Annotated in this window: 14 protein-coding genes and 1 tRNA gene; 11 read left to right on the forward strand and 4 right to left on the reverse strand. The window is 67.7% G+C overall.

Annotated elements, in window-relative coordinates; genetic code table 11:
- Window positions 1–200 precede the first annotated feature (200 nt).
- From xylB to ABE522_RS14595, 3 genes are read left to right on the forward strand one after another with little or no spacing between them, the layout of a single operon-like run.
- A complete protein-coding gene (gene xylB / locus ABE522_RS14585) occupies window positions 201–1,739 on the forward strand; it encodes a xylulokinase (RefSeq protein ID WP_346592340.1) in 1,539 nt (512 codons plus the stop codon).
- A 22-nt stretch (window positions 1,740–1,761) separates the two neighbouring features.
- Window positions 1,762–3,102, forward strand: coding sequence for a xylose isomerase (gene xylA, locus ABE522_RS14590; protein WP_346592312.1), 1,341 nt, complete (start codon window positions 1,762–1,764; stop codon window positions 3,100–3,102).
- Window positions 3,103–3,134: 32 nt separating this feature from the next.
- Window positions 3,135–4,559, forward strand: a complete 1,425-nt coding sequence (locus ABE522_RS14595) for a sugar porter family MFS transporter (RefSeq protein ID WP_346592313.1) — start codon at window positions 3,135–3,137, stop codon at window positions 4,557–4,559.
- 117 nt (window positions 4,560–4,676) lie between these two features.
- On the opposite strand, the gene ABE522_RS14600 is transcribed toward ABE522_RS14595, so the two are convergent.
- A tRNA-Glu gene (locus tag ABE522_RS14600) sits at window positions 4,677–4,751 on the reverse strand.
- Between the two features lie 53 nt (window positions 4,752–4,804).
- Here ABE522_RS14600 and pcnB point away from each other — a divergent pair.
- Genes pcnB through panC form a run of 4 tightly spaced genes read left to right on the forward strand, consistent with a single transcriptional unit; the run spans window position 4,805 to window position 8,361 of the window.
- The gene (gene pcnB / locus ABE522_RS14605; RefSeq protein WP_346592314.1) at window positions 4,805–6,184 is read left to right on the forward strand and encodes a polynucleotide adenylyltransferase PcnB; all 1,380 of its coding nucleotides are present in this window, start codon (window positions 4,805–4,807) and stop codon (window positions 6,182–6,184) included.
- A gap of 5 nt (window positions 6,185–6,189) precedes the next feature.
- Entirely contained in the window at window positions 6,190–6,678 is a 489-nt protein-coding gene (gene folK, locus ABE522_RS14610) for a 2-amino-4-hydroxy-6-hydroxymethyldihydropteridine diphosphokinase (RefSeq protein ID WP_346592315.1), read from the forward strand.
- A 31-nt stretch (window positions 6,679–6,709) separates the two neighbouring features.
- Window positions 6,710–7,525 (forward strand): 3-methyl-2-oxobutanoate hydroxymethyltransferase, encoded by an 816-nt coding sequence (gene panB / locus ABE522_RS14615; protein ID WP_346592316.1) that lies wholly within the window; start codon window positions 6,710–6,712, stop codon window positions 7,523–7,525.
- On the forward strand, window positions 7,522–8,361 hold the full coding sequence (gene panC / locus ABE522_RS14620; protein ID WP_346592317.1) for a pantoate--beta-alanine ligase: 840 nt from the start codon (window positions 7,522–7,524) through the stop codon (window positions 8,359–8,361). Before panB ends, panC begins: the two co-directional genes overlap by 4 nt.
- Before the next feature lie 73 nt (window positions 8,362–8,434).
- Here panC and ABE522_RS14625 read toward each other — a convergent pair whose 3' ends face one another.
- Window positions 8,435–9,028: a hypothetical protein gene (locus ABE522_RS14625; RefSeq protein WP_346592318.1), complete on the reverse strand. Its 594-nt coding sequence runs from the start codon at window positions 9,026–9,028 to the stop codon at window positions 8,435–8,437.
- A gap of 171 nt (window positions 9,029–9,199) precedes the next feature.
- On the opposite strand from ABE522_RS14625, the gene panD reads away from it, so the two are divergent.
- Both panD and pgi read left to right on the forward strand, forming a co-directional pair.
- Window positions 9,200–9,580, forward strand: coding sequence for an aspartate 1-decarboxylase (gene panD / locus ABE522_RS14630; protein WP_042614028.1), 381 nt, complete (start codon window positions 9,200–9,202; stop codon window positions 9,578–9,580).
- Window positions 9,577–11,088 (forward strand): glucose-6-phosphate isomerase, encoded by a 1,512-nt coding sequence (gene pgi, locus ABE522_RS14635; RefSeq protein ID WP_346592319.1) that lies wholly within the window; start codon window positions 9,577–9,579, stop codon window positions 11,086–11,088. Before panD ends, pgi begins: the two co-directional genes overlap by 4 nt.
- Window positions 11,089–11,443: 355 nt before the next feature.
- On the opposite strand, the gene ABE522_RS14640 is transcribed toward pgi, so the two are convergent.
- Window positions 11,444–12,025: a response regulator transcription factor gene (locus ABE522_RS14640; RefSeq protein WP_057508156.1), complete on the reverse strand. Its 582-nt coding sequence runs from the start codon at window positions 12,023–12,025 to the stop codon at window positions 11,444–11,446.
- Window positions 12,022–13,251: an ATP-binding protein gene (locus ABE522_RS14645; RefSeq protein ID WP_346592320.1), complete on the reverse strand. Its 1,230-nt coding sequence runs from the start codon at window positions 13,249–13,251 to the stop codon at window positions 12,022–12,024. The genes ABE522_RS14640 and ABE522_RS14645 overlap by 4 nt, the downstream gene beginning before the upstream one ends.
- Before the next feature lie 112 nt (window positions 13,252–13,363).
- Between ABE522_RS14645 and ispG the strand changes: the two genes are divergently transcribed.
- Window positions 13,364–14,629, forward strand: a complete 1,266-nt coding sequence (ispG, locus tag ABE522_RS14650; RefSeq protein ID WP_042614025.1) for a flavodoxin-dependent (E)-4-hydroxy-3-methylbut-2-enyl-diphosphate synthase — start codon at window positions 13,364–13,366, stop codon at window positions 14,627–14,629.
- Window positions 14,610–15,335 carry a phosphatase PAP2 family protein gene (locus ABE522_RS14655; protein WP_346592321.1) on the forward strand — a complete coding sequence of 242 codons (726 nt, stop codon included), beginning with the start codon at window positions 14,610–14,612 and terminating at the stop codon, window positions 15,333–15,335. Before ispG ends, ABE522_RS14655 begins: the two co-directional genes overlap by 20 nt.
- Window positions 15,336–15,430 lie beyond the last annotated feature (95 nt).

The raw sequence follows: 15,430 nt of genomic DNA on the forward strand, positions 1-15,430 counted from the left end.
GCCTCGTTTCGCGCCCTCCATGGCGCTCAACGCCCCCGCCCAGCCCCGCCGCCCGACCCGCTGACAGGTTCCGGTGGCCGCCAGCAAGGAGCGGTAGCGCCGACCCATGGTCGGCGGGAGGTGGCCGGCCCGTGGGATTTGATGCACTGCACATTGCCACATCGGATCGGGGCGGCAACACTCGATGTCCATCGGTGGACATCGCGACGTGGGAGTGGCGGGTGCGGCAGGAAAACAGTGGGGATGGGGCGGTCTACCTGGGAATCGACGCGGGGACGCAGAGCCTGAAAGTGCTGGCTTACGATCCGCAAGCGCGGCAGGTGGTGGGACAGCAGTCGCGTTCGCTGGCGCTGGACAGCGGCGACGATGGCAGTCGCGAGCAGGACGCGGTCAGTTGGACCCGGGCCCTGCAGGAATGCGTGTTGGCGCTGCCCGACGCGGTGCGTGCGCGGGTCAGCGGGCTGGCGGTCTCGGGCCAGCAGCATGGGTTCGTGGCGCTTGCGGCCGATGATTCGGTGCTGGCGCCGGTCAAGCTGTGGTGCGATACCAGCAGCACCACCCAGTGCGATGCGATCACCGCCGCAGCCGGTGGCGAAAGCGCCTGTATCGCGGCGGCCGGCAATCCGTTGCGGGTCGGTTACACCGCCTCCAAATTGCCGTGGACGAAGCAGCATCGGCCGCAGGCCTACGCTTCGCTGGATGGCATCGCCCTGCCGCACGATTACCTCAACCTGTGGCTGACCGGCGCGCGTTTCATGGAATGCGGCGATGCCTCCGGCACAGGCTGGCTGGACGTCCGTGCGCGGCAATGGTCGCCGCCGATGTTGGCCGCGACCGATCCGGATCGCGATCTCGCCAGCCTGCTGCCGCCGCTGGTCGCGCCCGATACCACCTACGCCCTGCTGCCTGCGGTGGCCGATGCGCTCGGCCTGCCGGCCGGGGCGCGCGTGGCGGTGGGAGGCGGCGACAACATGATGGCGGCGATCGGCACCGGCGCGGTGCGCGAAGGGCGCCTGAGCATGAGCCTGGGCACGTCGGGCACGCTGTTCGCCTGGAGTGCGGAGCCGAAGATTGATCCGCAGGGGCGCTGGGCCGCGTTCTGTGCCTCCGATGGTGGCTGGCTGCCGTTGATCTGCACGATGAACTGCACGGTCGCCACCAACCAGGTCGCCGCGCTGCTCGGTGTGCAGCAGGGCCAGACCGAGGCACTGCTGCAGGCCAGCCCGCCCGGCGCGGCAGGGCTGGTGCTGCTGCCGTTCTTCAACGGCGAACGCAGCCCGGACCTGCCGCTGGCCAAGGGCGCCCTGCACGGCATGGACCTGCACAACCTGTCCCCGGCCAACTTGTATCGCGCGGCGATGGAAGGCGCCAGTTACAGCCTGAAGCTCGGCTATGACGCGTTGCACGAGGCGGGTCTGCAGGGCGCGCGGGTGGTGCTCACCGGCGGCGGCGCCAACAGCGCCGCCTGGCGCCAGCTGATCGCCGATCTGTTCCAGTTGCCGGTCGAAGTGCCGGTGCAGGCGGAAGGCGCGGCCTTCGGCGCCGCCCTGCAGGCCGCGTGGGCCTGTGCTGGCGCCGGTATGCCGCTGGCCGACATGGTCGATGCCCACGTGGTCTTCGACCCGGCCCTGTCAGCGCAGCCCGATCCCGTCCGCGGCGCCGCGTATGCGCGCGGCTACCAGCGTTTCACCCATTACCTGCAGGCCTCGCTGCCGTTGTACCGCCAGCGCCTGCCCTGATTCCCCCTAGAGGATGTTGCCCATGAGTTCTTCGTTCTACGTTGGCCAGCGCGAATTTTTCCCCGGTGTCGGTCGCATTCCCTTCGAAGGCCGCGATTCGGACAATCCGCTGGCCTACAAGGTCTACGATGCCGACAAGCAGGTCGGCGGCCGCAGCATGGCCGAACACCTGCGCTTCGCGGTGGCGTACTGGCACAGCTTCTGCGGGGCAGGGCACGATCCGTTCGGGCCCGGCACGCGTGCTTATCCGTGGGACCAGGGCGCCACGCCGCTGGCGCGTGCCGAAGCCAAGGCCGATGCCGCCTTCGAGTTCGTCACCAAGCTGGGCGTGCCGTACTACTGCTTCCATGACGTCGACCTGGCGCCGGATGCGGACGACATCGGCGAGTACCGTGACAACCTCCGCCACATGGTCGGGATCGCCGGCGAGCGCCAGCGCCAGACCGGGGTCAAGCTGCTGTGGGGCACCGCCAACCTGTTCTCGCACCCGCGCTACATGAACGGCGCGGCGACCAATCCGGACTTCGCCGTGGTCGCGCGCGCTGCGGTGCAGGTGCAGGCGGCGCTGGATGCCACGGTGGCGCTGGGCGGCAGCAACTATGTGTTCTGGGGTGGGCGCGAAGGCTATGCCTGCCTGCTCAACACCGACATGAAGCGCGAACAGGCGCACCTTGCACGGTTCCTGGCGGCGGCGCGCGACTACGGGCGCAGCATCGGCTTCCAGGGCACGTTCCTGATCGAGCCCAAGCCGATGGAGCCGATGCACCATCAGTATGATTTCGACAGCGCCACGGTGGTCGGCTTCCTGCGTGCGCATGGCCTGGACCAGGATTTCAAGCTCAACATCGAAGCCAACCACGCGACCTTGTCCGGGCACACCTTCGCCCATGACCTGCAGGTAGCTTCCGATGCCGGCCTGCTGGGCAGCATCGATGCCAACCGCGGCAACCCGCAGAATGGCTGGGATACCGACCAGTTCCCGACCGATCTGTATGACGCGGTGGGCGCGATGCTGGTGGTGCTGCGGCAGGGCGGCTTCGGTGATGGCGGGCTCAACTTCGATGCCAAGGTGCGCCGGGAATCCACCGACCCGCAGGACCTGTTCATCGCCCACATCGGCGGCATGGACACCTTTGCCCGCGGTTTGGAAGTCGCCCATGGCCTGATCACCGCCTCGCCGCTGGAACAGTGGCGCAGCGAACGCTATGCCAGCTTCGACAGCGGTGCGGGCGCGGCCTTTGCCAGTGGCCAGCTGAGCCTGCAGGAGCTCTGTGCCCACGCGCAGCAGGCCGGCGAACCACGCCAGCGTAGCGGCCGGCAGGAAGCCTATGAGAACCTGCTCAACCAGTACCTGCTGCGCTGAGCGGCAGTCGTCCATCGCAACCGGGTAAACCCATGTCCACAGCGATATCCGCTTCCTCCGGCACGCAGGGCGAGAACACCGCCTTCATCGTGCTGATCAGCTGCGTGGCCACCATTGGTGGCTTCCTGTTCGGCTTCGACAGCGGGGTCATCAACGGCACCGTCGACGGCCTTCGAAGTGCGTTCAATTCCAGCGAAGCCGCGCTCGGCTTCGAAGTGGCTTCGATGCTGCTGGGGTGTGCCATCGGTGCGTTCCTGGCCGGGCGGCTGGGTGACCTGCTGGGACGGCGCAGCGTGCTGATCATCTCGGCGGTGTTGTTCCTGCTGTCGGCGCTGGGGGCCGGTGCCGCGCACGCGTCATGGCTGTTCGTCACCGCACGCGTGATCGGCGGCTTCGCGGTCGGCGCGGCCAGCGTGATGGCCCCGGCGTATATCGCCGAAGTCGCCTCTGCGCGCTATCGCGGCAAGCTCGCCACGGTGCAGCAGATCGCCATCATCAGCGGCCTGTTCGCGGCCTTCCTGAGCAACTTCCTGCTGGCGCGCGCGGCAGGGGCATCCACCGAAGTGCTGTGGCTGGGACAGGAGGCATGGCGCTGGATGTTCTGGATGCAGGCCGTTCCTTCGCTGCTGTTCCTGGCACTGCTGCTGGTGATCCCGGAAAGCCCGCGCTTCCTGGTGGTGAAGGGGCGCAGGGCGGAAGCTTCGGCGGTGCTGACCCGTCTGTACGGCGCGGTGGAGGCCCAGGCCAAGCTCGGCGAGATCGAGCACAGCCTGGCCCAGCACCAGCACCGGCCGTCGTTCGCCGATCTGAAGGACAAGGCCACCGGCAAGCTGCGCGGCATCGTCTGGGTCGGCATCGGGCTGGCCGTGCTGCAGCAGCTGGTCGGCATCAACGTGGTGTTCTACTACGGCGCGGTGCTGTGGCAGGCGGTGGGCTTCTCCGAAAACGATGCGCTGCTGATCAACGTGCTGTCCGGTGCGCTCAGCATCGGGGCGTGCCTGGTGACGGTGGTGCTGATCGACCGCATCGGCCGCAAGCCGCTGCTGTGGGTCGGTTCGGTGGGCATGGCGATCGCCCTGGCACTGATGGTGGTGGCGTTCTCCAGCGGCAGCCTGGCCGATGGCAAGCTGCAGCTGTCCGATGGCATGGGCCGGCTGGCGCTGGTGGCGGCCAACGTCTACGTGGTGTTCTTCAACATGTCGTGGGGCCCGGTGATGTGGGTGATGCTGGGCGAAATGTTCCCCAACCAGATCCGCGGTTCGGCGCTGGCCGTGGCGGGCGCGGCGCAGTGGACCTCGAACTTCGCCATCACCGTGACCTTCCCGATCCTGTTGGCCGGCATCGGCCTGGCCGGCGCCTACAGCATCTATGCGATAGCCGCGTTCCTGTCGATCTTCTTCGTCATCCGCTACGTGCGCGAGACCAAGGGCAAGGAACTGGAACAGATGGAAGGTTGACGTCCGCAGAGGGTCCGGCGCTGCGGCGCCGGGCCTTCGGCGACAGCCATCGACCCGCGGCGCGCAGCCACAAAAAAACCCGCTCATGGCGGGTTTTTTGCTTCCTGCTGCAGTGACTGGTGCTCCCTAGGGGACTCGAACCCCTGTTTTAGCCTTGAGAGGGCCACGTCCTAACCTCTAGACGAAGGGAGCGTTTGAAGTGTCACTGCCGGGGCAGGCGCGCTAGTATATGCATCTCGATGCCATTGGGCAATCCCGAAACTTCAACCGGAAGCGCCAACATCATTTCCTCCGTGACGACCCCGATCAGCCTGCGCGTCATCCCGCGCGACCAGCACACCATCTCGCGCAAGGACATCAGCCCCAACGCCGTGCGCGTGCTGTACCGCCTGCGCGATGCCGGCTTCGGCGCCTACCTGGTGGGTGGCGCCGTGCGCGACCTGCTGGTCAACGGCCACCCCAAGGACTTCGACGTGGCCACCGATGCCACGCCCGAACAGGTCAAGCAGCTGTTCCGCAACTGCCGCCTGATCGGTCGCCGCTTCCGCCTCGCGCATGTGGTGTTCGGCCGCGAGATCATCGAAGTCGCTACCTTCCGCGCCAACATCGATGACGGCAGCGGCGACCGCGAAATGGAAAACGGCATGCTGGTACGCGACAACGTGTACGGCTCCATCGAAGACGATGCCATCCGCCGCGACTTCACCTGCAACGCCCTGTATTACGCCATCGAGGACTTCTCGGTACGTGACTACACCGGCGGGTTCGAGGACGTGCAGGCGCGCCTGATGAAGCTGATCGGCGATCCCGAGCTGCGTTACCGCGAAGACCCGGTGCGCATGCTGCGTGCGGTGCGGCTGGCCGGCAAGCTCGGTTTCGAGATCGAAGAGAAAACCGCCGCGCCCATCCCGCGGCTTGCCAGCCTGCTCAACGAAGCTGCCCCGGCGCGTCTGTTCGAAGAAGTGCTCAAGCTGTTCCTCGGCGGCCACGGCGTGGCCAGTTTCGAAGGCCTGGAACGTTACGGCCTGTTCGACGTGATGTTCCCGGAAAGTGGCAAGGCGCTGCGCTCCAACCGCAGTGGTGCGCTGCGCCGCATGCTGATCGAAGGCCTGGCCAACACCGACCAGCGCGTGGCCAACGACGAGCCGGTTTCGCCGTCGTTCCTGTTCGCGCTGCTGCTGTGGCCGGCGTTCTGCCGCACCCAGGCCACGCTGCTCAAACAGGGCGTGGCCGAAGAAGAAGCGCAGCGTCGCGCCGCCGACAGGGTGACGCTGCACCAGCTGACCACCATCGCGTTGCCGCGCCGCTTCTCGTTGCCGATGCAGGAGATCTGGCTGCTGCAGGCCCGCTTCGGCTCGCGCCAGCGCAAGCGGGTGTTCCGCACGCTGACCCACCCGCGTTTCCGCGCGGCGTTCGACTTCCTGATCCTGCGCCAGGTGGCGTCCAGCGAGCACGCCAGCGACGTGGCGTTCTGGCGCGAGGCGCAGCAGCAGTCGGGTCGCGAGCTGGAAAGCGCGCTGGACGACCTGCACACCCACGATGCCGAAGACGGCGCCGACGAGCCGCGCAAGCGCCGCCGCCGCCGTCGTCGCCCGGGCGCTCCGGGCGCAGCGGCTGTCGAGTAAGCGGCGTGGTCAGGGCATGGATCGGCCTGGGCGCCAACCTCGGTGACGCGGCTGGCACGGTCAGTGCCGCGATCGAGGCACTGGATGGCCTGGCCGATACCGCGTTGGTGCGGGCCTCGCTGCTGTATGCCAGCCCGGCCTGGGGCAACGAGGACCAGCCACCGTTCGTCAACGCGGTGGCGTGCGTCCAGACCGGCCTGCCGCCATTGGACCTGCTGGATGCCTTGCTGGAGCTTGAAGCGCGCTTCGGGCGGGTGCGCGATCCGCACGTGCACTGGGGCCCGCGCCTGCTGGACCTTGACCTGTTGCTGTATGGCGGGGAGGTCATCGACCTGCCGCGCCTGCAGGTGCCGCATCCCTACCTGCACCAGCGGGCCTTCGTGCTGGTCCCGCTGGCCGAAGTGGAACCGGATCTGCTGATTCCGGGCCATGGCCGCGTGCGGGATGCAGTGATGCGGGTGGTGGCCAGCGGAATCGCGCCGATAAGGGGATAATGGCGCGGTTATCGCCCCCGGTTATTTCCTGATGAGCACCCACGCAGACAGCAAACCCTGGACCGTCCCGGCGCTGGCCGAGGCCAAGCGCAATGGCCAGAAGCTGGTGATGTTGACCGCCTACGACGCTGGTTTCGCCCGCACCTTCGACGCCAACGGGGTCGACCTGATCCTGATCGGCGATTCGCTGGGCATGGTGGTGCAGGGGCACGACTCGACCCTGCCGGTCACGGTGGCCGACATGGTCTACCACACCGGCGTGGTGGCCCGCGTGCTGCAGCGCGCGCTGCTGGTCGCCGACCTGCCGTTCGGTGCCGACGCGACCCCCGAACGGGCCTTCGATGCCTCGCTGCGCCTGCTCCAGGCTGGTGCGGAGATGGTCAAGATCGAAGGCGCCGGCTTCAAGCTGGACATCATCCGGCACCTGGTGGAGCGCGAGATCCCGGTGTGTTCGCACCTGGGGTTGACTCCACAGTCGGTGCTGCGACTGGGCGGCTATCGCGTGCAGGGCCGTGGTGATGCCGCCCGCCAGCTGTTGCACGATGCCAAGGCCGTGGTCGACGCCGGCGCCAGCCTGCTGGTGCTTGAATGCCTGCCCACGCCGGTAGCCGCCGAGGTCACCGCTGCCGTTGCGGTGCCGACCATCGGGATCGGCGCCGGGCCCCAGTGCGACGGCCAGGTGCTGGTGATGCATGACATGCTGGGCCTGGACAGCGGCCACCGCCGACCGAAATTCGTCAAGGATTTCCTTGCCGAAGGGGGTTCGGTGGCCGGTGCCACGCGCGCTTACGCCGATGCCGTGCGCAACGGCTCCTTCCCCGATGCCGAGCACGCTTACGCCTCATGATCCAGACCGTTACCGAACTTGCCCAGCTTCGCGCGATCGTCAGCGGCTGGAAGCGCGAAGGCCTGCGGGTCGCCCTGGTGCCCACCATGGGCAACCTGCACGCAGGCCACTATTCGCTGGTCGCCCTGGCGCGCCAGTACGCCGACCGCGTGGTGTCCAGCGTGTTCGTCAACCCGACCCAGTTCGGGCCGAACGAGGACTTCACCCGCTACCCGCGGACGCCTGAAGCAGATACCAGTGGCCTGGAGGGCGCTGGCTGCGACGTGCTGTGGTTGCCGACGGTGGAATCGATGTATCCGTTCGGGGTGGAGCTGGCAGCCAATGTCAGCGTGCCCGGCATCAGTGGGCTGCTCGAAGGCGCGCATCGCCCGGGTCACTTCGATGGTGTCTGCACGGTGGTGTCGCGCCTGTTCAACCAGGTGCAGCCGGACGTGGCCGCCTTCGGCAAGAAGGATTACCAGCAGCTGGCGGTGATCCGCCAGATGGTCGCCGACCTGGCCTTCCCGATCCAGATCGTCGGCGGGGACATCGTGCGCGAGGACGACGGCCTGGCGATGAGTTCGCGCAACCAGTACCTCAACGCCGAACAGCGTCCGGCCTCGACCACCATCCACCGCGTGCTGCAGGGCATGCGCGAGGGCTACATCACCGGTCTGTCGCGCGAGCGCATCGAAGCCGATGCGGCCGCTGCGCTGCAGGCTGCAGGGTTCCAGGTGGACTACGCGGCGCTGCGTACACCGGACCTGATCGAGCCCCCGCATGAGGGGGGGCCGCGCGTTGCGCTGATCGCCGCCCGGCTGGGCAGCACCCGGCTGATCGACAACTTCGAGTTCTGACGCCCAGGCTACGAGGACGGCGCAACGGGGTCAGCGTCCTTTTCGCGAGCGGAAAGGACGCTGACCCCTCTTTTTACAGCTGTTCCAGCGCCCGCCGGACCAGGCCCTCGCGGTACCAGGTTCTATCGGGGCAGACCGGCTGCCCGCAGGCTATCCGCGCTTCATGGATCCGCACTGCGATCTCCATCGCCCTGTCTGATTCCAGATCGAGCGGGGTCGGCGCGCGCGGCGTGACGGCCTGCCCCCTGCCGGCCGCCGGAATGGGGGCAGCGCCGCACACGCAGTAGCGGAAGCCGCTGGCCACCGACCTTGCCTTGTCCGCCTGTTCGGCTTCGGCCCAGGCCGCCTGCGTCAGCCTGGCTTCCAGGTTCGCGATCCTGCGCAGCATCGGGTGCGCGGCATAGATGCCGGTGGCGGGGAACTGCAGCGCTTCCTCCGCCTTGGCCTTGGCGTTGTCCGCGACAGGTGCAGCGTCCGGCTGCCGCGCGGCCGGCAGCTCGGCGCAGCGCTGCAGCGGCGCAGCCGTCGGTCGGTGCAGGTTGCGTACGGCAACCGAGCGCAGCGGTCTCCGCGAGGGTTCTGCGGGGGCATCGCCGATCCGGGTGGGACCGGAGAAGCGGCGAACAAGCTGGTCGAAATCCTTGGGACGGCTGAGGGTGGCGTACATGGAAACTCCTGGATGGAAGGCCCAGTTCACCGTACGGGGCGCCATCGCGCCGCCGGAAATCGTGCGTGGCGGGCGCGACCTGAACCGCTGCCTGACTGGCGCGGGAGGGCCGTGTCGCCAATCCCCCCGGTGGTAGAATTGCGGCTTTCCTCACCCGTACCACCTGCTGCCATGCACCTGTCCCTGCTGAAGACCAAGATCCACCGTGCCACCGTCACCCATTCGGAGCTGAACTACGAAGGGTCGATCGCGATCGACGACAACCTGCTGGCGGCCACGGGCATCCGTGAGTTCGAGCAGGTGCATATCTGGGACGTCACCAACGGCGCCCGGTTCAGCACCTATGCCATCCGCGCCGAAGCCGGCAGCGGCGTGGTCTCGCTCAATGGCGGCGCCGCCCGGCACGTGCAGGTCGGCGACATCATCATCATCGCTGCCTTCGCCACGATGAGCGAGCAGGAAGCAGACAGCTTCCGGCCGAAGCTGGTATATGTGGATGGCAACAACCAGATCTCCCATACCAACGACAGCATCCCGACCCAGGCCGCATGACAACGAACAACGGACTCGACACGCTTCACTCCCATGCCCAGCGCCTGCGTGGCGTGCGCATCCCCGACCTGCTCGCGGCCGAACCCGGCCGGGTGAAGGATCTGGCACTGCGGGTCGGTCCGTTGTACATCAACTTCGCGCGGCAGAAATACGACGCCGCGGCCCTGCAGGCATTGCTGTCGCTGGCCGCTGATCGCGACGTGGGCGGCGCCATCGCGCGCCTGTTCCGCGGCGAGCAGGTCAACCTCACCGAAGGCCGCGCCGCGCTGCACACCGCGCTGCGCGGCGATGTGGTCGATGCGCCGGTGGCTGCCGATGCCTACGCCACCGCGCGCGAGGTCCGCCAGCGGATGGGCGAGCTGGTGCGCGCGCTGGAAAGCAGCGGCGTCACCGATGTGGTGAGCGTGGGTATCGGCGGCTCGGACCTGGGTCCGCGGCTGGTTGCCGACGCCCTGCGTCCGGTGGGTGGAAGCCGCCTGCGCGTGCATTTCGTGTCCAACGTGGATGGCGCCGCCATGCAGCGCACGCTGGCCACGCTGGATCCGGCGCGCACCGCCGGCGTGCTGATCTCCAAGACGTTTGGTACCCAGGAAACCCTGCTCAACGGGCAGATCCTGCATGACTGGCTTGGCGGCAGCGAACGGCTGTATGCGGTCAGCGCCAACCCCGAGCGTGCTGCGAAGGCCTTCGACATCGCGTCCAGCCGCGTGTTGCCGATGTGGGACTGGGTTGGCGGCCGCTATTCGCTGTGGTCGGCGGTCGGCTTCCCGATCGCGCTGGCGATCGGTTTTGAACGCTTCGAAGGGCTGCTGGAAGGCGCCGCGCAGATGGACGCGCATGCACTGGATGCGCCGCTGGAGCGCAACCTGCCGGTGCTGCACGCGCTGACCGATATCTGGAACCGCAACGTGCTCGGCCATGCCACGCACGCGGTGATGACCTATGACCAGCGCCTGGCGCTGCTGCCGGCCTACCTGCAGCAGCTGGTGATGGAAAGCCTGGGCAAGCGCGTGCAGCGCGATGGCCAGCCGGTCGCCAGCGATACCGTGCCGGTGTGGTGGGGCGGGGCGGGCACCGATGTGCAGCACAGCTTCTTCCAGGCCCTGCACCAGGGCACCAGCGTGATCCCGGCCGATTTCATCGGCTGCGTGCGCAGTGACAATCCCTATACGGTCAACCATCAGGCATTGCTGGCCAATCTGCTGGCGCAGACCGAAGCGCTGGCCAATGGCCAGTCCAGCGACGATCCGCACCGCGATTATCCCGGCGGCCGGCCGAGCACGTTGATCCTGCTCGATGCGCTGACCCCGCAGGCACTGGGTGCGTTGATCGCGATGTACGAACACGCGGTGTACGTGCAGTCGGTGATCTGGAACATCAACGCCTTCGACCAGTTCGGTGTGGAACTGGGCAAGCAGCTTGCCGGTCAGCTGCTGCCGGCGCTGCAGGGCAAGGCGGTTGAGATCACTGATCCGCTGACCCGCGAAGTGCTGGGCCTGTTGAGATAGAACACCGGTCGCGACACCCGGTAGTGACGGCCGCTGGCCGTCAGGGCTCCCGGTGCGTGACGACCGTTGGTCGTCACGCGGTTGCCCCGGCCGCTGCGCTCGCCGAGCATGGCTCGGCGCTACCGCTGTCCCGGGTAGTGACGGCCGCTGGTCGTCAGGGCTCCCGGTGGGTGACGACCATTGGTCGTCACGCGGTTCTCCCGGCCGCTGCGCTCGCCGAGCATGGCACGGCGCTACCGCTGTCCCCGGTAGTGACGGCCGCTGGCCGTCAGGGCTCCCGGTGGGTGACGACCGGTGGTGGGCCCGCGGGTTCCCCGGCCGCGTAGCGCGCCGCGCCTGGCTCGGCGCTACCGGGCTAGCGCGACGGCTCCGGGCTCGGCCGCTTGGCCAGCTTGCGCTGCAGTGAACGCCGATGCATGCCCAGCAGGCGCGCGGCGGCTGACACGTTGCCACCGGTCTCATGCATCGCCTGCTGGATGTGTTCCCACTGCAGCCGGCTGATCGGTGTCATCGCATCGGGCAGCTCCAGCTCGCCGTCGTCGTCGGGACCGTCATCTTCTTCACCCAGTGCGCGCAGGATCATCGGCACCGTGGCCGGCTTGGGCAGGTAATCGTCCGCGCCCAGCTTGATCGCCTCCACCGCGGTAGCGATGCTGGCATAGCCGGTCACCAGCAGGATGCGCATGTCCGCGCGCAGCGCGCGCAGCGGCTGGATCAGCGCCAGTCCGGACTCACTGCCAAGCTTCAGGTCGATCAGGGCGAACGCCGGCGGCTGCTGCCGTGCCAGCAGCAGGGCGCTGGCCGAATCCTGCGCCGTGCGCGTCTCCAGCCCTTTGCGTGCCAGGCTGCGCTGCAGGGTGCGCAGGTACAGCTCATCATCATCGACCAGCAGGCCATCACCGTGCAGCGAGGCCGGGGTGGGGAAGGGCGTGTTCATGGGGTTTCCTCGCGGGGGACCAGGGGGATGCGGAAGCCGACGCGGCTGCCGGCGCCCTGCGCCGGACGCATCCACATTTCACCCTGCAGTCGTTCAATGGTGGCGTGGGACAGGGCCAGCCCCACGCCCATGCCTTCGCTCTTGCTGGAACTGAACAAAGTGCCGGGCAGCACCGCCTTGCGGGTGTCGAAGCCGGGACCGAAGTCGCGCACCTCGCCGACCAGATCGTCGCCTTCGATGCGCAGCGAAAGCTCCACTTCCGCACGCCCGACCTGTTCGCCGGCTTCGGCGGCATTGTTCAGCAGTACCATCAGCAGGTGCCCCACGCCGGCATCCAGCGGCCGGGTCAGCGGGGCGTCGGGGTTACGGGTGAGGGTGATGGTCGGGCGTACCAGCCGCCACTGTTCCAGCACCTGCAGGGCGGTGGACGGTCCGCGGCCGGGGGCATCCGGCGATGCCGGCGCGGCGAGCGCCAGCACCCGTTCGCGGCACTGCACCAGCAGCTCGCGCAGGGTTTCCACGTCGTCGCGCACGTCGGTGCTCTGGTTCTGTTCGGCGATGTCGTCGGCCAGCAGGGTCATCGTCGCCAGGGGCGTATTGAGTTCGTGCGCGACCGAGGCCGCATGGGTGGCCAGTGCGACGATGCCTTCGTTGCGTGCGAAGCGCTCGCGCAGCAGCGACAGTTCGTGTTCGCGCTGGCGCAGGGCGATGGCCAGCCGCGTGGAGAACGCCAGCACGACCGTCACCGAAATCAGGAAATTCGCCACCACGCCCCATTGCTGCAGGACTTCCGGCGCAAAGTAGCCGCCTGCGGGCAGCGGCAGGCCGAACGCTGCGCTGACGCAGTAGCCGATCAGGCAGGCAGCGGCCACTGCCAGCGTCCAGCGCGCCGGCAGGGCGAGTGCTGCCAGGGCGATCAGGATCAGGAACAGCGAGCCGAACGGATTGGTGATGCCGCCACTCCAGCCGACCATCCAGGTCAGCACGGTCACATCCACCAGGATGTGCCCGAATGCGGTTACCGGGGCGGTATCGGTGCCGTGGACGCGCAGCTGGGCGTAGGTGTTGAACAGCGCCAGCACGGCCACGCCGGCCCACAGCGGAACCTGCGGCAGGGGCAGGCCAAGCACCCAGGTGGCGACCAGGATGGTGGCCGCCTGGCCGGCGGTGGCCAGCCAGCGCAGGCTGCACAGGGTCTGCAGGAAGGGGGCATCGGGGGATGTCATATGGCCATCGTATGCGTTGCCCGCGTGCACTGCCTGCGACAATCGGCCGCACACGCCACCGCGGCTGAATGGGAGTCACCCGACGGTCGCGCAGCAGCGCTAGAATATTGCGATGCATGACGCCGTTTCCCGACCGACACCGCCCGCCGAGCCCACCTCCTGGCCGCGCCGACTGACCCAGCCTGTCCGCATCGGCGGCGTGGTGGTGGGCGGTGGCAAGCCGGTGGTGGTGCAGTCGATGACCAACACCGATACCGCCGACGTGGCGTCCAGCGTCAAGCAGGTCGCCGAGCTGTGGCGGGCCGGTTCGGAAATGGTGCGCCTGACGGTCAACAACCCCGAGTCCGCCGCGGCCATTCCGCGCATCGTCGACAAGCTGGCGATGATGGGCATCGAGGTGCCGCTGATCGGTGATTTCCACTACAACGGCCACCAGCTGCTGAGCGCCGAGCCGGCCTGTGCCGAGGCCCTGGCCAAGTACCGCATCAATCCGGGCAACGTCGGCTTCGGCAAGAAGAAGGACCTGCAGTTCGCGCAGCTGATCGAGTTCGCGATCCGCTACGACAAGCCGGTGCGTATCGGTGCCAACTGGGGCTCGCTGGACCAGTCGCTGGCGGCCCGGCTGATGGATGAAAACACCCAGCGCGAACAGCCCTGGGATGCCGGCCGCGTGCTGCGCGAGGCACTGATCCGGTCAGCGCTGGATTCGGCCGAAACCGCGGTCGAACTCGGCCTGCCACGCGACCGCATCGTGCTCTCGGCGAAGGTCAGTGGGGTGCAGGAGCTGATCGCGGTGTACCGCGATCTCGCCCAGCGTTCGGACTTCGCCCTGCACCTGGGCCTGACCGAAGCCGGCATCGGCAGCAAGGGCATCGTCGCTTCGGCGGCAGCGCTGGCGGTGCTGATGCAGGAAGGCATCGGTGACACCATCCGGATTTCGCTGACGCCCGAACCGGGCCAGTCGCGCACCCAGGAAGTGATCGTCGCCCAGGAGCTGCTGCAGACCACCGGGCAGCGTGCGTTCACCCCGCTGGTCACCGCCTGCCCGGGCTGTGGCCGCACCACCTCCGAGTTCTTCCAGGAGCTGGCGAAAGTGGTGCAGAACCACGTGCGCGAACGCATGCCGCTGTGGAAGATCGAGCATCCGGGGGCGGAGAACATGACGCTGGCCGTAATGGGCTGCATCGTCAACGGACCGGGTGAGTCGCGCCACGCCAACATCGGCATTTCGCTGCCGGGTACGGGGGAGGCGCCCGCCGCGCCGGTGTTCGTCGATGGCGAGAAGAAGATCACCCTGCGCGGCGAGAACATCGCCCAGGATTTCGTCAAGCTGATAGACGACTACGTCGAACAGAACTATGTCCGAAGCGCCGGGTAAGCCTGGGATGACGGCCGGGTCGGAGGAAGAGGCTGCCGGCGTCCGGCACTGGCTGTCGCGCAATGCCTGGCGGTTCGTGCTGTTGTTTGCCGGCGTGCTGTTGCCGCTGGCGGTATTCGTCGAACTCGCGGACGAGGTGCACGAGTTCGAGGCCTTCCATTTCGACGCGCCGTTGTTGTGGCGCCTGCACGGCTGGCACGGGCCGGTACTGGACCAGGCGGTGGTGATCATCACCCGGCTCGGCTACGAGTGGTTCCTGATCCCGGCCGATGTGGTCATCGTGGCGGCGCTGTTGTGGTTCAAACGATGGCGTGAAGCCGCCTTTGCCGCCATCGGCTTCGTCGGCTCGGCGCTGCTGAACATGGGCAGCAAGCAGTTCTTCCAGCGTGACCGGCCGAGCCTGTGGGAATCGATCGCGCCGGAATCGACCTACAGCTTCCCCAGTGGCCACGCGATGGGGTCGATGACCTTCGCCTGCGTGGCCGTGCTGCTGGCCTGGAACACCCGCTGGCGCTGGCCGGTTGCCGTGCTGGCGCCGCTGTTCGCGGTGCTGGTCAGCGTGTCCCGGGTCTACCTGGGCGTGCATTACCCTTCCGACATCCTGGCCGGCTGGTGCGCTGCGCTGGTCTGGGTGGTGGGCTGTTACCTGGTGATGTTCCGGCAGCGCCGGCCTTGGCGCGGAGGCGCAGATGTTCCCGTGGCGTGAATGAATCATAAAGATCGGGCCGTTAATAGGCTATATTGATCTTAAAGGACCAATCATGGCGGTCCCCGGAATGCCAGAGCCGGGGCAATGTGATT

It is taken from the genome of Stenotrophomonas lacuserhaii (assembly GCF_039674585.1).
Taxonomy (GTDB): domain Bacteria; phylum Pseudomonadota; class Gammaproteobacteria; order Xanthomonadales; family Xanthomonadaceae; genus Stenotrophomonas; species Stenotrophomonas pennii_A.